This window comes from Chromohalobacter marismortui, from assembly GCF_004364315.1.
Classification (GTDB): Bacteria; Pseudomonadota; Gammaproteobacteria; order Pseudomonadales; family Halomonadaceae; genus Chromohalobacter; species Chromohalobacter marismortui.
In genome coordinates this window covers 423,244-440,809 of record NZ_SOBR01000002.1, presented here as the reverse complement: position 1 = coordinate 440,809, position 17,566 = coordinate 423,244, and the positions used below count along the sequence as shown (strand labels likewise).

17 protein-coding genes are annotated in these 17,566 nt (G+C 55.9%); 12 read left to right on the top strand and 5 right to left on the bottom strand.

Going from position 1 to position 17,566, the window contains the following annotated elements; all coding sequences use genetic code 11:
* Position 1: 1 nt before the first annotated feature.
* From C8E00_RS05300 to C8E00_RS16835, 4 genes are all read left to right on the top strand, one after another.
* Positions 2–1,744: an AAA family ATPase gene (locus C8E00_RS05300; protein ID WP_133695380.1), complete on the top strand. Its 1,743-nt coding sequence runs from the start codon at positions 2–4 to the stop codon at positions 1,742–1,744.
* Positions 1,741–2,598, top strand: a complete 858-nt coding sequence (locus C8E00_RS05295; protein WP_133695378.1) for an HNH endonuclease family protein — start codon at positions 1,741–1,743, stop codon at positions 2,596–2,598. Before C8E00_RS05300 ends, C8E00_RS05295 begins: the two co-directional genes overlap by 4 nt.
* A 469-nt stretch (positions 2,599–3,067) precedes the next feature.
* Complete coding sequence (locus tag C8E00_RS05285) at positions 3,068–3,205, top strand: transposase (RefSeq protein ID WP_133695376.1); 138 nt, start codon at positions 3,068–3,070, stop codon at positions 3,203–3,205.
* Positions 3,206–3,269: 64 nt separating this feature from the next.
* Complete coding sequence (locus C8E00_RS16835) at positions 3,270–3,680, top strand: NYN domain-containing protein (protein WP_341765844.1); 411 nt, start codon at positions 3,270–3,272, stop codon at positions 3,678–3,680.
* Here C8E00_RS16835 and C8E00_RS05275 read toward each other — a convergent pair.
* Entirely contained in the window at positions 3,617–4,450 is an 834-nt protein-coding gene (locus C8E00_RS05275) for an AraC family transcriptional regulator (protein ID WP_133695373.1), read from the bottom strand. The genes C8E00_RS16835 and C8E00_RS05275 overlap by 64 nt on opposite strands.
* A 122-nt stretch (positions 4,451–4,572) precedes the next feature.
* Here C8E00_RS05275 and C8E00_RS05270 point away from each other — a divergent pair, with 122 nt between their 5' ends.
* A complete protein-coding gene (locus C8E00_RS05270; RefSeq protein ID WP_133695371.1) occupies positions 4,573–5,382 on the top strand; it encodes a sulfite exporter TauE/SafE family protein in 810 nt (269 codons plus the stop codon).
* Positions 5,383–5,440: 58 nt separating this feature from the next.
* On the opposite strand, the gene C8E00_RS05265 is transcribed toward C8E00_RS05270, so the two are convergent.
* Positions 5,441–6,316 carry a LysR substrate-binding domain-containing protein gene (locus C8E00_RS05265; RefSeq protein ID WP_133695369.1) on the bottom strand — a complete coding sequence of 292 codons (876 nt, stop codon included), beginning with the start codon at positions 6,314–6,316 and terminating at the stop codon, positions 5,441–5,443.
* A 129-nt stretch (positions 6,317–6,445) separates the two neighbouring features.
* Here C8E00_RS05265 and C8E00_RS05260 point away from each other — a divergent pair, with 129 nt between their 5' ends.
* Together C8E00_RS05260 and C8E00_RS05255 are read left to right on the top strand one after the other, a co-directional pair.
* Positions 6,446–7,534 (top strand): aromatic ring-hydroxylating oxygenase subunit alpha, encoded by a 1,089-nt coding sequence (locus C8E00_RS05260; RefSeq protein ID WP_166638255.1) that lies wholly within the window; start codon positions 6,446–6,448, stop codon positions 7,532–7,534.
* Between the two features lie 13 nt (positions 7,535–7,547).
* Complete coding sequence (locus tag C8E00_RS05255; RefSeq protein WP_133695363.1) at positions 7,548–8,414, top strand: DMT family transporter; 867 nt, start codon at positions 7,548–7,550, stop codon at positions 8,412–8,414.
* A 169-nt stretch (positions 8,415–8,583) separates the two neighbouring features.
* Here C8E00_RS05255 and C8E00_RS05250 read toward each other — a convergent pair whose 3' ends face one another.
* Together C8E00_RS05250 and C8E00_RS05245 are read right to left on the bottom strand one after the other, a co-directional pair.
* Positions 8,584–8,937 (bottom strand): ArsR/SmtB family transcription factor, encoded by a 354-nt coding sequence (locus C8E00_RS05250; protein ID WP_133695359.1) that lies wholly within the window; start codon positions 8,935–8,937, stop codon positions 8,584–8,586.
* A 109-nt stretch (positions 8,938–9,046) separates the two neighbouring features.
* Complete coding sequence (locus tag C8E00_RS05245) at positions 9,047–10,216, bottom strand: MFS transporter (protein WP_208291881.1); 1,170 nt, start codon at positions 10,214–10,216, stop codon at positions 9,047–9,049.
* Between the two features lie 429 nt (positions 10,217–10,645).
* Here C8E00_RS05245 and C8E00_RS05235 point away from each other — a divergent pair, with 429 nt between their 5' ends.
* Positions 10,646–10,978 (top strand): helix-turn-helix transcriptional regulator, encoded by a 333-nt coding sequence (locus C8E00_RS05235; RefSeq protein ID WP_133695356.1) that lies wholly within the window; start codon positions 10,646–10,648, stop codon positions 10,976–10,978.
* A complete protein-coding gene (locus C8E00_RS05230) occupies positions 10,968–12,281 on the top strand; it encodes a type II toxin-antitoxin system HipA family toxin (RefSeq protein ID WP_133695353.1) in 1,314 nt (437 codons plus the stop codon). Before C8E00_RS05235 ends, C8E00_RS05230 begins: the two co-directional genes overlap by 11 nt.
* Positions 12,282–12,400: 119 nt before the next feature.
* Here the strand turns inward: C8E00_RS05230 and C8E00_RS05225 are convergent, their stop codons facing one another.
* Complete coding sequence (locus C8E00_RS05225; protein ID WP_133695351.1) at positions 12,401–13,582, bottom strand: MFS transporter; 1,182 nt, start codon at positions 13,580–13,582, stop codon at positions 12,401–12,403.
* Positions 13,583–13,692: 110 nt separating this feature from the next.
* On the opposite strand from C8E00_RS05225, the gene C8E00_RS05220 reads away from it, so the two are divergent.
* The 3 genes from C8E00_RS05220 (at position 13,693) to C8E00_RS05210 (ending at position 17,563) form a co-directional block, all read left to right on the top strand.
* Entirely contained in the window at positions 13,693–14,544 is an 852-nt protein-coding gene (locus tag C8E00_RS05220) for a helix-turn-helix transcriptional regulator (RefSeq protein ID WP_133695349.1), read from the top strand.
* Positions 14,545–14,960: 416 nt separating this feature from the next.
* On the top strand, positions 14,961–16,661 hold the full coding sequence (locus tag C8E00_RS05215; protein ID WP_133695346.1) for an ATP-dependent nuclease: 1,701 nt from the start codon (positions 14,961–14,963) through the stop codon (positions 16,659–16,661).
* An 86-nt stretch (positions 16,662–16,747) separates the two neighbouring features.
* Positions 16,748–17,563, top strand: a complete 816-nt coding sequence (locus tag C8E00_RS05210; protein WP_133695344.1) for a GIY-YIG nuclease family protein — start codon at positions 16,748–16,750, stop codon at positions 17,561–17,563.
* Positions 17,564–17,566 lie beyond the last annotated feature (3 nt).

Below are 17,566 nucleotides of genomic sequence, written 5' to 3'. Positions count from 1 at the left end.
TATGCAGCTGTTGCGCCTCGAGATCCCACACTTTCGCAATCTGCAAGAGCTGGAGATGCGTTTTGCCACCCATCTGGAGTCGACACCCGGCAGTGACGACGGGCCGCACAAGTCCATTCGTAGCCATGCCCTGATCGGCCAGAACGGCACCGGAAAGTCGAACCTGATCGAAGCGCTAATCACCATCTTCCGCGACATCGACCTGGATCGGGATGCCGCCCTCGACTACACGCTGGAATATGCCATTCGTGGTCACCGGGTTCGCATTGAAACCGATATGAGCAAACAGAAGCGCCCCTTCGTGTGGGTAGATGGCAACTCCGAATCACAAGGATATCTGCTGAAAAACCGCGAGTTGCTGCCCTCGCACATTTTCGCCTACTACTCCGGTCGCAACGAGCGGATCGAGGCGCTGTTCCAAGAGCACCAGCGCCGCTTCAACCGTCGCCAGGAGGTCGTAGCCGAGGAGGTGATGCCCGCCGACCTGCTGCGCAATTTCACCGGCAGTGAGGCGGATATCCGAGCCGTTGAAGAGGTCAAGCGACGGGAACGCAGCCGCCTGCAGCAACTGGGCGACGACCGGCTGCGTCGCCTGTTCTACTGCCGGGGTGGGCACAGCCAGTTGGTCTTGCTGGCCTGCTTGCTGTCAGAGGACCCCGTGTTTCAAAAAGTGCTGGCGAATCTGCATATTGAATCTCTGGAATCGGCGCTTTTCGTGCTCAAAGAGCCATACCGCTTGCGTGAAAAGCGTCGGAGCGGTCGCTTTGACGAACAGGAGCTCAATGAGGGAGACCCACGCTTCTGGTACGCGCGCGGTAATGTGGTAAGCGAGTTTCTGGACAAGCTCTGGCAGGTGACCTGGGCACCCATCGAGCAGGAGGTTACCAAGCAGATCGATTTTCGTGGACGCACTGAAAAGCAGAAACAGCTCTATCTCTTTGTGCCCAGTCACGAAAAGCTCAAGCAATTGGGCGAACTTGTTGGTAGCCCTGACAGCTTCTTCCGTTACGCCGAAGGCGCCTATATCGGCGACTTGATCGATGAGATCCGCATCACGGTCAAGAAGCGTAATGAGAATGGCGGTAAGGTAAGCTTCAGGCAGTTATCCGAGGGCGAGCTGCAAATGCTCACCGTATTGGGGTTGATGCGAATCACCCGGGAGGATCACTGCTTGTTCCTGCTGGATGAGCCCGATACTCACCTGAACCCAATCTGGAAGCTGCGTTATTTCGACGATATTGAGGGTGTGCTGACCACCGATGCTGGCGCCCTTGGAGACTCGCAGTTACTGATTACCACACACGACCCAATAATGTTGGGCAGCTTGAGGCGCGAGCAGGTGCATATCTTGCGCCGCGAGGGCCGCCGTATCTTGGTGGATGAGCCAGACGAACATCCGCAAGGCATGGGTGTGACAGGGCTGCTCAAAAGTGAACTATTCGGACTGTCGTCCACGCTGGATGTGGAAACCGAGCGGCGACTATTCCGCCGTAACGAGTTGTATGTTAAATCCCCTCGTACACCGGAAGAGGATGCTGAGCTCAACCGCTTAAGCGCGGAACTGGCCGACCTAGGCTTCTCCACGTCGGACTTTCGCGATCCTGATTATGCTCTATTCGTGCGCAAGATGGCGCAGCATCGCCGGTTTCGAAAGCCTACGCTCACGCCCGAGGAGCAGAAGGAACAGGACCACATCGCCGATAGCATCATTGACGAGATCCTGCGGGAGGAGGAGGAACGTTGATTTGGATTGATCTGAAAAACAGACGGCCGACAGATACAGATATTCCCGGTTGGGAACCGTGGTCTCAAGCAGAATGGAACGCTTGGATGGCCAAGTCCAGAAAGCTTATCGATGAGTTGGCTGCGCTTGATGCTGTGGGTAAGCGTGGCGAGCGCAATGCCTTGATCGATGCCAACAGTGCCCATTGGGGCATCTTAAAGGAGTGGTTACTCGCCTTGTCCGCTGGGAAGTGCTGGTTTTCGGAAGTCCGTGAGCTTTATTCCCATTACGATGTGGAACATTTCCGCCCCAAAAAGGAAGCCCGAACACTGGATGGTAGCAAGCGCGATGGCTACTGGTGGCTGGCGTTCGATTACATGAACTTTCGCGCCTGCGGGAACGTTGGCAATCGCAAGAAAGGTGGATGGTTTCCCCTCAAGGACGGGTCTCTCTGCTCGACCTACGATGAACCCTGCGAGGAATCCGAAACTCGCTACCTGATTGACCCCATTGACGATGATGATGTGGGGCTGATCGCCTTCGACGAGGAAGGCAAGATAATTCCTGTGCCTGATATATCCCTTTGGGAACAAGAGCGAGTTACGGAGACTGTCAAACGTCTAAAACTCAATGAGCATGTAGCATTGGCGGAGGCCCGTCGCAAGGTATGGCAAAAACTGGACTTATTAATCGAGGATTTTCAGGCTGCAAAATACCGTTGCCGTACTGGAAACAATCCGGCGGCCAAAGCCAAACTGACCGAGGTGCGTGGACGTATTCGCGAGATGACGAACCCTACAGCCGAGCTTTCTTCTGTAGCCCGTTGGTGTTTGCTATTGCGTAACGACCCGCAGCTATCAAGAATGGTAACCTAACGTTTGTAAAGGGTTTGTTTATATCGATTTTCTGGAATTCTTGCGGCCTCAAGTTCCAAGGGCGACCCTACTGAAGGATGCTTGGACCCGCGACTGATGTCTTGAGCACCTCAGCGTAGCCTTCCAGGGATGCACGCCAGTACAGTGCCTTGCGAGACCGTGTATTCAGTGATTCGGCGATGACGTCGATAAGCAATCGGTGACAGGTCCTAATTTATCTCGGACGCAGGCTATCGCGCGGGCTGCCCGACCTTTACCAGCATAAGATGAATCCCATCAGAACCTGCCTCACGGCGGGTGTTTTTTTGCGTCTCGCGTGGCTTCCTGGCAACTTTACTATCTTTACCTTTTATTGATGGAGGAGGCTCCCATGATCGGCGGCTTGAGAGGACTACTGGATGGCATCGCCGCATTTGAAGTGACCCTCTCCTGAGCTTTACATACATAGTGCAGTCATCAGGAGGAAAGGGTGAGTGACGACAGCCCCATCAAGCGATGGCCCGAGGAGCGCAAAGCGTCCGTGGTCATGGACATCTTCAAGAGCAAGACCACGGTCGCTGAGGCCGCCCGACAGCATGATCTCACCGTCTCCGAGGTCGAAGGCTGATCGATGAAGCCCAGCGCAACATGGAGAACGGGTTCAAGGCCTGCCCCAAGGATATCCGTGAGCAATACAAGTCCGACTTGCGGGAAACCAAGGGGGCATTACAGAGTGGAGTGCGGGCATCACGCTTGTCTCCGGCGATGGCGGCTTCGATCTGCTGGCGCAGAAAATTCGTGAGGTGCATGGCAAGCGCGTCGAAGTCTATGGCGTGCCCAAGCTCACCGCCAATTTTCCTATCAACCCCGTGAGCCAGTTCATACTGATCGAGAGTGATCTGCTCTCGGGTAAAGCAGTTATGTGGTGTGGCGTCGAGGAGTCGCCGCCAAGCATTCTCGTGGCTCAAGGAACTGAAGCGAGGCTAACTATCCGGAAGTTCCGGATAGTTCGTGCGAAGTCTCAGTCAGGTTACGCATATCAGCGATCACCTGATCCCCGGCGATCTCCTCTATCAGCAATGGTGGGTAGCTCCTCCTCCTGACGGGTAGCCGCGCGAACAAAGGCGGTAGGGGATTGACAGAGCACCTTGCGAAACATGCTGGAGAAGGCGCCGGGACTGTCGTAGCCGAGCTCCAGCGCGGTTCGGGTAACGGAGCTACCGGAGAGTAGTCTGGGAACGGCGGCCATCAGGCAGGCTTGCTGACGCCATACGCCGAAGGACATGCCGGTCTGCTGACGGAACAGACGATTGAAGGTGCGTTGGCTGCGGTGCAGTTGCCGGGCCCAGTCCTCGGGCAGGCTATGGATATGCGGCCTCCCGAGAAAATCCCTGCACAGGCTTGCCAGTTGAGGGGCACGGGGCAAAGGCGCAAACAGCGGCAGCGATGGCGCCAGCTGCAGTTCGTACAGCAGGAGATGGGCGAGGGCACCATCGCGGCCATTCTCGTCATAGAGTGCGGGCATGTTGGCGTAAGCCAGCAGCAGGTGATGCAGCAGCGGCGACACGACCAGCACCTCGCAACTGGGAGAGAGGCGTGGCGCTGCAACGGGCTCGATGTACAGGCTGCGGGTACTGACGCCGTTCATCCGCACCCGGTGGCGCTTGCCCGCCGGCAACCAGACACCGCTGTAGGGCGGTACCATCCAGGTGCCGTCATCGGTGTCGACTTCCATCAAGCCCGTCATGCCGTAGAGAAACTGGGCACGGCGATGGCTGTGGAAGTCGAGCAGGGTACCGGGGCTGTAGTCGGTGCCGATGGCCACGATGGGCCGGGCCACATGATCCACGTCCGCCAGAGGAACATTGCGCATCGTCTTCAACCTGGCCGAAACACGACAATTATTGGCCAAGTGGCGAACGTCGGCCAGCCCCTGTCGGAATATCGTTCCTGTCGTTGAGTTCCACCAGGGGTGAGTTCACCAGGAGCGTTCCGGTGTATAGCATATTACTTCTCTGCGGCGGGTTGGCCGGAGTCACCACCGTGTTGTTCGGTTTCGGTGGTGGCTTCGTCGTCGTTCCCTTGATGTATACCCTGCTGATTGCCGTTCATGGGCCGGATAGTGCGGCCGGTCTGGCGGCCATGCATATTGCGGTTGCAACCTCGACCGCTCTGATGATCTTCGCTGCCTCCCTATCGACATGGCGTCATCACCGGCGGCGGACTGTGCAATGGCATCTGGTGCGTCCACTGATCGGTTATATCGCCATCGGAGCCGTGCTCGGCGCGGCCGCGGCGCTGTCGTTGAGTGGGGACTGGGTGCGCTGGGCGTTTATCGTCTATCTAGCGATTACCATTGCGGATGCCATCCTTAGGCCCGGTTTCCTGCATCAGGCGTATGGTGATGTGCGTCCCATGGGGCGTCTAGTGACAGCGATGACCGGTACCTTCATCGGTACTGTCGCCGCCTTTTTAGGTGTTGGCGGCAGCGTGATGACCGTGCCGCTGATGCGCCGCAGAGGGGCCAGCATGACGGCGGCCACGGCGATGGCCAATCCGCTGTCGCTGCCGATGGCGGTGAGTGGCACCGTGACCTATGTGCTGCTGTCGGCCAGCGATACCCCCCTGGGCGCCTGGTATGCGGGGTATGTGGACCTGCGCGCCTTGCTGGCGCTGGCGGCCGGCTCATGGCTCGGTATCCGCCTAGCGTCGCGGTGGATCGGGCGCATTCCCGATCGCGTTCATGCCGGGGTCTACCTGCTACTGTTGACGGTCGTGCTGGTGGTGATGGTCGTCATGAGCTGAGCCGTTTCAGACCTGCATGACGCCTCTCCGTATAACTACCGAATGTATTCAACACAACTCACTTTGACGTGCTGGCTCGGTCGCGTTGGACCTCGTCATGCAGCCATCGGCGGAAATGTGGAAAGCAGGAATGCATAGGGCGGTGCCGCGAACGAACCAGGTAGTGGCGCTTCGGCATTCTGATCCATTGGCTGGCGAGCGTGACCAAGTCGCCTCGCTCCAGCCAGGGAGCCACGTGCGTGTAGCGTCCGAGCACCACGCCCATGCCGTTGACCGCCGCTTCCGTCAGCGAGCTGGTGTCGTGTAGCTCTATGCTTGATCGCATAGCCTCGCCCATTACCTCGTCTCCAAACCAACTCGACCAGAGATCGTCAGGGTCGGGGAGGCGAGGCCACCGTGCCGGATCTTGAGCATTCAAGCCCATTTGTGCGACCACATCTGGGCTGGCTACGGGGATTACCCACTCGTCAAAGAGCGGTTCCACCTCGATATCCGGCCAGTCTCCCCGCCCAAATCTCAGTGCTGCCGTGACATGCCCATGAGCGAGATCGCTTAGCTGACTGCTGGTCTCGATGCGAATGCGTGCTTCGGGACAGCGCAACTGGAACCGTTTGAGGCGCGGCATCAGCCAGCTGGAAGCAAACCAGGGCATGACACTCACGGTAAGTGGCCCTTCTTGCCCTGTCTCCGGGCGCAACGCCATTTCAATGGCCTCGATCGGATCAGAGATGCGGTCCTTGAATCGCTGCCCTTCACCCGTCAGCGCCATGCCATGGGGTGTTCTGCGCAACAGCTTGGCCCCCAGACGCTGCTCCAACTGGCGAAGGCGGTGGCTCACGGCACTAGGAGTCACGTGCAGCTCTTCCGCTGCCAGCGTCAGGCTGCCCGTCCTGGCGACAGCCAAAAAGCTCTGTAAGTGCACAATTTCTTTCATGTTTTGAGCCTAGTTCAAAGCTGATTGAAAAACTCTCGGTTGTTCCATAAGGATACGTTTGTATATTTATAGATGCCACTTAAGAAGTTTCTGTATTTTCCGTTATTGTGCGCTTATGGGACGATTGTTATGAGTGAAATATTTTCAAGTTATGATGTGGGAGAGTCGTTCTTTCCTGATGCTTATGCTTCTGAAAGGTGGTGTGAAAGAGAGAAGGCTCGTTTGTTCAAGGAAAAATGGCTCATGGTGGGTAGAGAAGAGGATGCCCGTAATGACGGCGATTTTTTCTGCCTCGATATTTTGGGAGAAAGCATTTTTATAGCTAATTCAGATAACAATATACGTGCTTTTTATAATGTCTGCCCACATAGAGGAATGAAGCTTAGAGAAGGTCAGGGCAACAGTGCCAGCGTCGTTTGCCCATTTCATGGATGGGCTTTTTCCAACAACGGGGAAGTTTTCTCGCATCCCGGGGTTAGGGATGGTGAGGATGGTTTTGATAACTGTCTGCATGGTTTGAAGAAAATTCACTGTGAAGTTTCGGGAGGCTTCGTATGGGTTAATTTTTCGAAATTCCCTGCCCCTTTGAGAGATCAGATTGGTAGCCTTGAAGAGGATGTCTTGACACCTTTTGATACTGGTGGGCTGACTTGCTATAAGAAGAAAGAATCATTTCTTCAAGCCAATTGGAAGCTTTATTTGGAAGTGGGTATGGAGAATTTGCATATCCCATTTGTACATAGGGCATCGATAGGTAAACAGGCCCTTTCTCGCGTAAAGACTTCAGGAGAGTGGCAGTGCCTGGAAATGGAAGGTGCCGGAACAGCTTCTCTGCCGAGGCATCTAAGGGGTGAGCTAACGAATATCGAGTCGCTTGACCGTAAGGTGACAAGGTTTTGTCTTGTTTACCCCAACTTATTCATCGTCGCGACCATTGATTCAGTATGGTGGGCACAGACGTGGCCCGTATCGCCTGAAACGTGCGTCGTGAAATTCGGGTTTTGTGTACCTAAGATCTCTTTTGAACGTGATGATTTTGAAGACATCATAAAGCCCTATGAGCGCCACTGGTCTCAGGTGATAAGCGAAGACGAAGCCATCATTCAAAGGCATCAGAAAGGCCTCAAGCAAGCCAGTTCGGTTTTCTATACCCGCTATGAAAAAGAAGTGGAGAAATTTCATGGCTGGTTGAAAAGTTCCTTTGTCGAGCCCCAGTAGTTATAGAGGATCTATGGAGAAAACTAAATGGGTGTACACGTTTCTGGTAGTAGCGGTGCTGGCCATATCGACGACAGCGCCGCTGGTTAAACTGGCCGATGCCACTGCGCCGGTGATTGCCTTTTACCGGATGCTTTTCGCAACTTGTCTGGTAATGTTTCTCGCTGTATCCGGCCGAGACTCCCTGATGAAAATAGATGGGAAGCGATTGGCCTATTGCGCGGTGGCTGGCTTTCTCTTAGGGCTGCATTTCATTACTTGGTTTTCCTCTCTAGATTATACGTCGGTGGCTAGCTCGGTGACCCTTGCCACCATGCAGCCTCTTTTTGCCTTCATTATTGGATACTTTATTTACCAGGAACGCCTGAACCGTGGCGCCGCGCTGGGCGCGATGGTATCGGTACTGGGGGGTATCATTATCGGTTGGGGCGACTACCGGGTGTCGGGGATTGCATTATGGGGGAATTTGCTTGCTCTTTCTGCAGCGTTCCTTGCCACTGTCTATTTTTTCGTGGGTCAGCATGCGCTGAAAAGTGTCAGCCTCAATGTCTATACTTTCTATTGCTATGGTTTTGCCGCCATTGCCATTGCCTTGTACTGTTTGGTGACGGGGAATGCCCTTTCAGCCGTCAATCGAGATGACCTTCTCATCTTCTTTCTGCTCGCGCTGTTGCCGACCTTGCTCGGGCATTCCGTGCTCAATTATTGCACTCGGTTTATCAGCGTCTCTCTGGTCTCCATGGCGATGCTCTGCGAACCGGTTGGGGCTTCGGTACTGGCATGGCTGTTACTGGGCACATTGCCGACGGTGACTCAGCTTGTCGGTGGGGCGTTGACGGTTCTCGGAGTCCTGTACTTTCTCCGCAAACGCAGTAACTGAAATGCATGGCTTTGCTTAAGCGTGTCCTGTGGATCTAGGTTGATCAATTTCCATCGTACGCAGCGATAACGGCCGACCATCTTGAATCCTATAGGCAGCACTGAACGCCGCACGTTTGCGCAGCATCATGGTCACTTCAGGAAACCTGGCTACAGCAGTATTAAATCATTTAAAGCGTACGACCCAGCATCTCAACGAGCTGCCTGATTCGCTCTTCGTTGCGTCGGTAGTGGGTCCACTTGCCTACCCGGGTAGCGATCACCAGGTCCGCTCGCTCCAGCACGCTCATGAACGAGGAAACAGTTGACTGTGCAAGCTCGGTCTTCTCAGTGATATGGCTGACGCATACGCCAACCTCGTCGGGATCAGCAATGCCACGTTCGACGGGGAAATTCTTTCGTGGCTCACGAAGCCACTGCAGGATCTGGAGGCGAACCGGGTTCGACAGTGCCTTGAATACGTCCAATGCATCGTCGGCAGTTTCCGCGAGCGAGGTCTCGCCTCCTTGGGTGTTTTTGGTCATTGCGCTTGTATGCCCCTCCGAGACAGACCGTTTTATCGTGATATTACGATTTTACTCTATCAAGCCTTCCTTGGTTAGTCACTTGATAGCGGAGGCCTGGGCGTCTGCGTCACGCCACCCGACGGCTGGCCGCGCTGGACGGCATCAAGACCAACAACGCAGCTGTTGCTAGCCCCGCCCCAACCCATAGGGGAGATACGAATCCCAGGCCGGCCGCGATAGCGAGGCCGCCAAGCCATGTGCCAAATGCATTGCCGATATTGAGTGCGGCTATGTTCGCCCCGGATGCGACCGTCGGAGCGTCTCCTGCGAAGTGCATGATCCGTAGTTGTAGGCCGGGCGCCGTAGCGAAGCCTATTGCCCCTAAAAGGAACATCGCTACGAGAGCGGCCAAAGCATTTGTGACCATAAGCGCGAAGCCGCTCAGCACAGCTATGAGTACAACAAGAATCATCTGGAGGGAGCGATCCAAAGCCCGATCTGCAAGGCGTCCGCCAAGAAGATTGCCGATAAATGTCCCGACGCCGAACAACAACAAGAGCCCTGGAACTGCCTTTGCTTCAAAGCCGCTGATCTCAGTAAGAGTGAATGCGATATAGGTATAGGCACCAACAAGCCCCCCAAATGTCAGAATGCTAACCATTGCAGAGAGGAGAACCTGTGGACGACGTAATACACCGATTTCAGAACGGAGGCTACCTGCTTCCGGTGCTGGTGATCTCTGTACCAATAGCTGAATACCAAAGAAGGTAATCACACCGATGGCGGTGATAACCCAGAAAGTGGCACGCCAACCGAGTTGCTGTCCGATGAAGGTGCCGAAAGGAATACCTACAACATTGGCGACCGTAAGGCCTGCGAACATGAGCGAAATTGCTCCCGCCTTTCTATTCTCAGGCACCATGTTTGATGCCACGACAGCGCCCACACTGAAGAAGGCGCCGTGGCATAGGGCGGCGACGATCCGGCCTGTCAGCATCACCGCATAAGTCGGCGCCATTGCAGAGATGAGATTCCCCACAATGAAGAGAACTACGAGTCCGAGAAGGACTCGTTTACGTTCTACACGGGAGACCGCTGCGGTAAGGCCAATAGCACCTACGGCTACGCTCAGGGCATAGCCTGAAACGAGGTACCCAGCGACGCTCTCGCTTACATCAAAGTCTGCTGTGATCTCGGGTAGCAGACCGACTATCCCGAACTCCGTGAGCCCGATCCCGAACCCTCCCAAAGCCAAAGCGATCAGGCCCTTTGGCATAGCCTTCATCTGTTGGGTCATTGGTATCTCCTGTTATGCGTATATAAACACACCTTCATATCGAAGTATTTAGATATGTACGTCTGTTTGTCAAATAAATTTTTGCTGTTCCTCTGGATCGCGCTGATCCTCAGGGCATTCTGTCGAAATAGAGTGCGGATTCATGCAAGGCCACCGCGAGGTTGCCGTCACTTGGGCATCGTGGGCTTTTATCAGATCGTTGTTCTGGGGCTCCTGCAGTGCCCAGCCCACGGCACTCCACAGCACGATTGATTCAGGTGATGATCACCAACTGCCTGAGTAATGAGCATTTAAAGTTTCATCTCATGGCCTTGTGGGTACTAAGATGCTCATCTTCTTGCTATCTCATGCAGACCGCATCATAGTGAGTACTTTAATACTCACATGCTTTCTAATGAGTATTTAAATACCCAATCTGACGAGATGGCAATGAAACGGCCGCGCAGCTACTCCCGTGTCACCAAGCAGACACTCTCGATCCTCGGCAAGCTGATCAAGGCTGGCCGCTTGGAGCGGGAGCTCACCGCTGCCGAACTGTCTGAACGCGCCGGCATCTCGCGCAAGACCCTCCGCAACATCGAAAATGGCGAAGCCGGCACCGAGATCGGCATCGTCTTCGAGGTCGCCACACTCGTTGGCGTGCGGCTGTTCGATGTCGACGACCGGGCAGGTGCGATGCATAACGCCCATCTCGAGGAAAAACTGACGCTGCTGCCGAAGCGGATTCGCCCGAGCAGACAGGAGGTCGATGATGACTTCTAGGCTGGCGCAGCCACGAGAGGCCTATGTCTGGATCTGGCTGCCGGGAGAGACACAACCCGTGGTGGCCGGTCGCGTCACGCAGCACGGCGATCGCTACCGCTTCAACTATGGCGCCAGCTACCTGGCGCGTGATGGTGCGATCCCGATCTATGGCCCCGAACTGCCCCTGCGCCGCGGCTTGATCGAACCGACCGCTGGCCTGTCGATGGCCAGTTGCCTGCGCGACGCCTCGCCCGATGCCTGGGGGCGCCGGGTGATCATCAATCGTCTGATGGGGGGCAAGGCCGACGCCGCAGCTGACGACATCTCCGAACTCACCTATTGGCTCGAATCGGGGTCGGACCGGATCGGTGCCCTCGACTTTCAGCATTCCGCCACGGAATACGTGCCTCGCCTCAAAGCCGAGGCGTCTTATGAAGAGTTGCTGGAAGCGGCTGAACGGATCGAGAAGGGCGCTCCGCTGACGCCCGCCCTCGATCAGGCGTTGAACCACGGCACCTCGGTCGGCGGCGCCCGCCCGAAGGCCCTGATCGACCATGGCGACCGCAAAATGATCGCCAAATTCTCGTCGAGCACGGACATTTACAGCGTCGTGAAGGCGGAATTTATCGCCATGAAGCTGGCATCTGCATGTGAGCTCGATGTCGCCCCGGTCTTGTTGACCGCGGCGGCCGGCAAGGATGTGCTGCTCATCGACCGCTTTGATCGCATCAAATCAGAGGCTGGCTGGCAGCGCAAAGCGATGGTGTCGGCGTTGACGATGCTCGGCCTTGACGAAATGATGGCGCGCTATGCGTCTTACGAAGACCTTGCCGAAGTCATCCGTCATCGCTTCACCGACCCCAAGCAAACGCTGCGCGAGCTCTACGCTCGGATCGTCTTCAATATCCTGTGCGGCAACACGGACGATCATGCCCGCAACCATGCCGCGTTCTGGGACGGCAGGATGCTCTCGTTGACCCCGACCTATGACATCTGCCCGCAGGGGCGAACGGGCAACGAGGCGACGCAGGCGATGCTGATCAAGGGCGACAACCGTATGAGTACGCTGCATAGCTGCCTCGCGGCCGCCCCGGACTTCCTGCTCAATGACCAACAGGCCCAGGCCATCATCGAAAACCAACTCGTCACGATCGCCCGTGCATGGGACGGGGTCTGCGAGCAAGCCAAACTGACCGAGACCGACCGCAGGCTTTTCGCCGGCCGACAGTTTCTGAACAGCTACTGCGTCGAAGGCCTCGGGGCCGCGCATAGCACGATACTAGATGGCTTTGCGGCCGCACGCGCGCAGTTACTCGGCTAACAAGGTGGCGAGGGTCCCGCCGGCCCGCGCACAGCGACCAGCGCCATCTCGACGAGATGACCGTCTTTGGCAGCACCGAACGCCGCCCGATCGGCGGCGTTAGTACCACGGGGGCGAGTTCACGAATCGGGGCAGGCCACAGCGCGCGCACGGGCCTGCCTCATCAGCCATGCCTGCACGCCCACGCCTGATAGCGCCACGAGCCCGGCGGTGACGGAGAGCGCGTCGACAGGCATCTGCAGTGCCAGGGCGAGTCCGCCGAGCGAGGCGCCAAGGGCGCTGCCGAGATAGAGCGCGGATTCGTTCAGTGCCACTGCCAGGTTGCCGTCGCCCTGGGATTCGCGGGCTTTCATCAACTCGTTGTTCTGGGGCACCTGCAGCGCCCAGCCCACGGCGCCCCAGAGCGCAATCGGGATCAGCGCGAGCCAGGGGCTGATGCCGAGTAGCAGTGGCAGGGCGATCAGCGCGATACCCAGCAGCAGCATGATGGCGAAGGTGAGTCTAGGGCCCGAGAAGCGGTCGACCAGCGTGCCGATCAAGAAGCTGCCGAGCACGCCGCCTACGCCCCACACCCATAGATAGGGCGTTACCGAGCGCTCACCGTGCACATCGATCAGTGGCGCGATGAAGGTATACATGCCCAGGCTGGCGATGGCGGCCAGCAGGGAGATGCCGAGCAGACCGATGACCCGGCGGTCGGTCAGGATGGAAAGCTTGCGTCGCATCGGCACCACCTGGGTGGCGGGCATGGGCGGTAGGCGGAAGATCAGCCCAATCAGCGCCACCAGCCCGATCAATGCAATCAACCATAGGGCGGCCTGCCAGCCCCAGCGCTCTGCCAGCAGCAGGCCAAGCGGCACGCCGAGCACGGTGCCGCTCGCCATACCACCCATGATGATCGAGATCGTCTTGCCGCGAGCCCCCGCCGGCGCCACGCCAACGGCCGCCGCAATGCCGATGGCGAGATAGGTGCCCGCCGCCATGCCGGCCAGCACGCGCCAGGCCATCAGGGCGGCGAGACTGGTCGTCAGCGCGCTCGCTGCGTTGGCGATCACGAATAATCCCAGCATCAGAAACAGGCCGCCGCGTTGGCGATGCGCGGGCAACAGGGCGACACACAATGGCGAACCCAGTCCGTAAGCCAGCGTGAAGGCGGTGACTAACTGGGCGGCCACGGATACCGAGACCGCGAAGTCGGTCTGAATCATCGGGATCAGCCCGGCAGTGACGTAAGAGGCCATGCCCAACGCGAAGGCGCCGATGGCCACCAGATAGGTGGTGCTATGTGTTCCGCGTGTCATCTGTACTTTCCTCGAGATGTCGAATGGCAGTGCAGGGAAGTACGCGGAGTGTGCGGTTGGCTTTAGAGGGTTACAATTTAACTGTTTATGCTATTACTAGAGGCAACAGAATGGCCCAGGAGAGAACGCTAGACCGCACGCGCCAGGAACTCGCCGAATTTCTGCGTACCCGCCGTGAGCGGATATCGCCCGAGTCGGTAGGCCTCCCGGCGGGGACGCGTCGCCGCACGCCGGGGTTGCGGCGAGAGGAAGTTGCGGCGCTCTCGGGCGTGGGAGTGACCTGGTACACCTGGCTGGAGCAGGGGCGCGAGATCGGCGTATCGTCGACCTTTCTCGATAACCTGTCCCGCGCACTGCAACTGGACGCGGCGGAGCGGCGCCATCTGTTCCTGCTGACTCACCAGCGCCCGCCGATCGAGCCGGGCAAGACCTGGTGCCAGGTGCCGCCTCTGGTGAAGCGCCTGATGAATGACCTGACAACACGCCCCAGCTACGTACTGAATCTGCGCTGGGACGTGCTGGCCTGGAACGACGCGGCGGCGCGGGTATTCGGCTTCGACCGCCAACCAGCCGAGTATCGCAATCTGCTGTGGATGTTGTTCACCGATCCCGAGCTGCGCCGGGTGATCGCCGATTGGCCGACCCAGGCGCCACGCATTCTCTCCAGCTTTCGCCGCGACTATGCGCGGGCGGACGATGACCCTGCCATCGGCAACCTGGTGAAGGAGCTTTCAGCGCACTCCTCCGAATTTGGCCAATGGTGGCACCGCCACGAGGTGGACGCTCCTTGCCAAGGGGTACGCGCGCTCGAGCTCGATGGCCTGGGCGAGGTCGACTTCGAGCACACCAGCCTGATCGTCGACGAAGGTCGGCACTTGCGCCTGGTGGTCTACGTCGTGCAGGAAGACGATCCTCAGGCCGAGGCCTTCGCCCGCTGGGTGGCTGGCGAAGTCGGGGAATAGTCGAGTAGCCGTCGCGGCGGTTCAGCACCTCCCCGATTTGCCGACTTCCCGAATCTGCCGGTAAGTCCCATTGCAAAATGTTACCGAGCAAGGCTAAGTAGGGTTAACCCCCAGGGCTAGCGGCCGATAGGAAACAAAAGGAGAGCAACGCGTAGCGAGTCGCAGGGAAAGGATGATATCCCCGGACGGTAGCGTGGCTGGGTAAGGTAAAATTCCGCTTTCGACCCAAAGGAGACATGCCGGCAAAGGTAGCGAGCACGTTCATTGGTGTTATGTAGCCACGTCGACGAAAGTGCACATAAAAATCAATGGGTTGGTGTGGCGGTATAAGAATGTTGAACGCGCGTGCTCGTTCAAGTCAATAAACGAGCGCGCTGTCTAATACCTGTTAGCTTCAACTAAAGGTCCAGGGCCAAATGAAGATCAGGAAAATCACGCTTACGAGCGGAACAGAATTAGAGCTGGGAAAGTTCACGTTATTGGTTGGGCCGAACAATGTGGGCAAGTCACAAACGCTTAAGGATATTCATAAAAAGCTAATTCATGGTTCGGGAGCAGATACGACATTACTAGCAAGTGTTGATATCAGCCAGCCTGATACGTTCGAACGACTACTAGAAGACCTTGACGTACGAGTCGATGCAACCAATATCGGCCACCATACGATTGATGGAATCACATCAGGTTTTGAGCAGAACTCTATGGTACGTCTCAGGCTTGATCAGGCCCGACGCACGTTCGATTCAACGCCCGATGCAGACTTCACGTTTCACAAACTTGGAAAGTTTCGAGTTTTCTATATGGACTCGGAGTCAAGGCTAAAAATTGCAAGTACGTGTCAAAACTTCGTTCCCGAAGAAAGCTCACCCAAGACTTTACTTCAAGCAATGTACGGAAAATTTGGCGAGTTTGATAAAGTATTGGCTGATGCTTTTGAAACTACATTTGGCATGAAGGTTCGATTGGATTACAGCGCCGGGCTCAAACTTCGCTATGCGATCTCTAGCGATTTCGGCGATATTCCCGATGATCCAAGAGCAGCTTATCCGTTGATGAAAAAATTTCCGTCCTTAGAATCTCAAGGTGATGGATTTCGAAGCTTTGTTGCCGTCGTCTTGAGCTTGCTGCTATCGAAAGACAAAGTGGTGCTTCTTGACGAGCCTGAAGCGTTTCTTCATCCGGAGCAGGCTAGGCGACTTGGGCGCTGGATGGCCGACCATATTGATGCTTTTCCCTGTCAAGTCATCGTAGCAACTCATAATTCAAATTTCCTGGCAGGCGTGCTTTCGGGAAAGCAGCCCGCCGAGATTTTTCGCTTGAACCGAACTGGTAACAAGACTGAATATTGTCCAATCACGGCTGAGGCAACACAGGCTCTTTCATCATCTCCAATTCTTTCGAGCCAACGAGTTCTAGAAGGAATATTTGCCCGTGGCGCGGTTGTATGTGAGGCTGATTCGGACCGCATTGTTTATAGCGCGGTTGCAACGCATGTCCATGACAATCAAGAATTGCTTTTTGTTCATGCGCACAATAAGCAAACGATTAAGGACGTGGTGGCGCTTCTTAAACAGGCTGCTATCCCTGTTGCGGCGATAGTTGACATTGATCTACTCAATTCTGAGGCAGATCTAAGGCAGCTACTTCGGGCATTTGATGCAGACGCAGAGAATACTGAAACGATCCTGCTTCGTAACCGAGTTGCTGAGAGCGTCGAGGAACGCTCTGAAGCTGAAGTTCTCACTGCCACGCGAGAAGCTGTTGTCGAGTTGCTTGCCCAACTTGATCGGGGTGAGCACACGCTTTCAGGAGCAAAAGGCGCGTTGAGTCGAATTCGCAGTGAATCGAGCAAGTGGTCGTTGGTAAAAGCGTCTGGGGTTGCCGCTTTAGATACGGCAGTCCGGCCGGCAGCAGAGAAAATAATTGCAAACTGCAAGGCTTTTGGTTTGTTTCTCGTTCCGAAAGGAGAGTTGGAAGGTTGGATGAATCTTGGCGTTCGAAAAAATCGCTGGGTTGTTCCGGCTTTGGAACACATTGTCGCGGAGGATTGTCCTGAAGATCTATCGAATTTTGTCAGCGAGGTATCTAAATTTGTCTACGGGGCAGATGGTAGCTAACAATGCGCTGCACACGGATAAATTACTCACTTCGCTCCTAATTTACCGGTGAGCGCGGCGTTGGGCTGCAGAACAGTATGGTATCTATGGAAATAGCTCTGAATGATCTCTTGCGAATTGCTGATCCGAGCAAGTTCAAGCTGCATCTCGCGTGCAGAAACGAAGAGTATCAAGAGCCACTTGACGCTTACGTCGCTGATCCACGTGAATGGATAGGCTGGAACGAGTGGCGCGGTCGCCGAAACGATTGGACTAGGCCTTACATCCTTTCGTTCATGGACTTCTATCCGCGTTCTAATCAGTGGCTCTTTGGCGGTGCATTCGAAGTGCTGGAGAGGCTCAACGATCGTTATCGGTTAAAGGCTTTGTCAGAGTTTGATCAGTACGTGGGACGTGTTCTGGCGTCGTTCCACCGATATCAAGGAATGCGTGGGCGCGCCTATTACCTAGAAAGCTATATCGATAAATTTAAGGTTCGTGAAATTCTACCTAAACGCTACTCGGGTGAGGCATTCGATGGGTACGAAAATATAGAAAGTAGTTTCAGCGAACTGGAAGCTATTATTCGCGACGAAAAACCGGATTGGAAAGCCGCCCTCGAAAGCATCAAAGGCATTTATCTAATATCCGATGCGTCGAATGGCAAGAAGTATGTCGGCTCAGCCTATGGTGGCGCTGGTATATGGTCTAGGTGGGCTAGCTATATCGGAACAGGTCACGGTTGGAACGACGAGCTTGTGCGCTTAATAAGCCGAGAAGGAAAGCGATACGCTCGCGAAAATTTCCGGTTCGCAGTGTTGGAGGTGATGGCGAATTCTACACCGGACGATGTGGTTCACCAGCGAGAATCACATTGGAAGCGGGTACTTTTATCACGGGCGCATGGATATAACAGTAACTAAGCA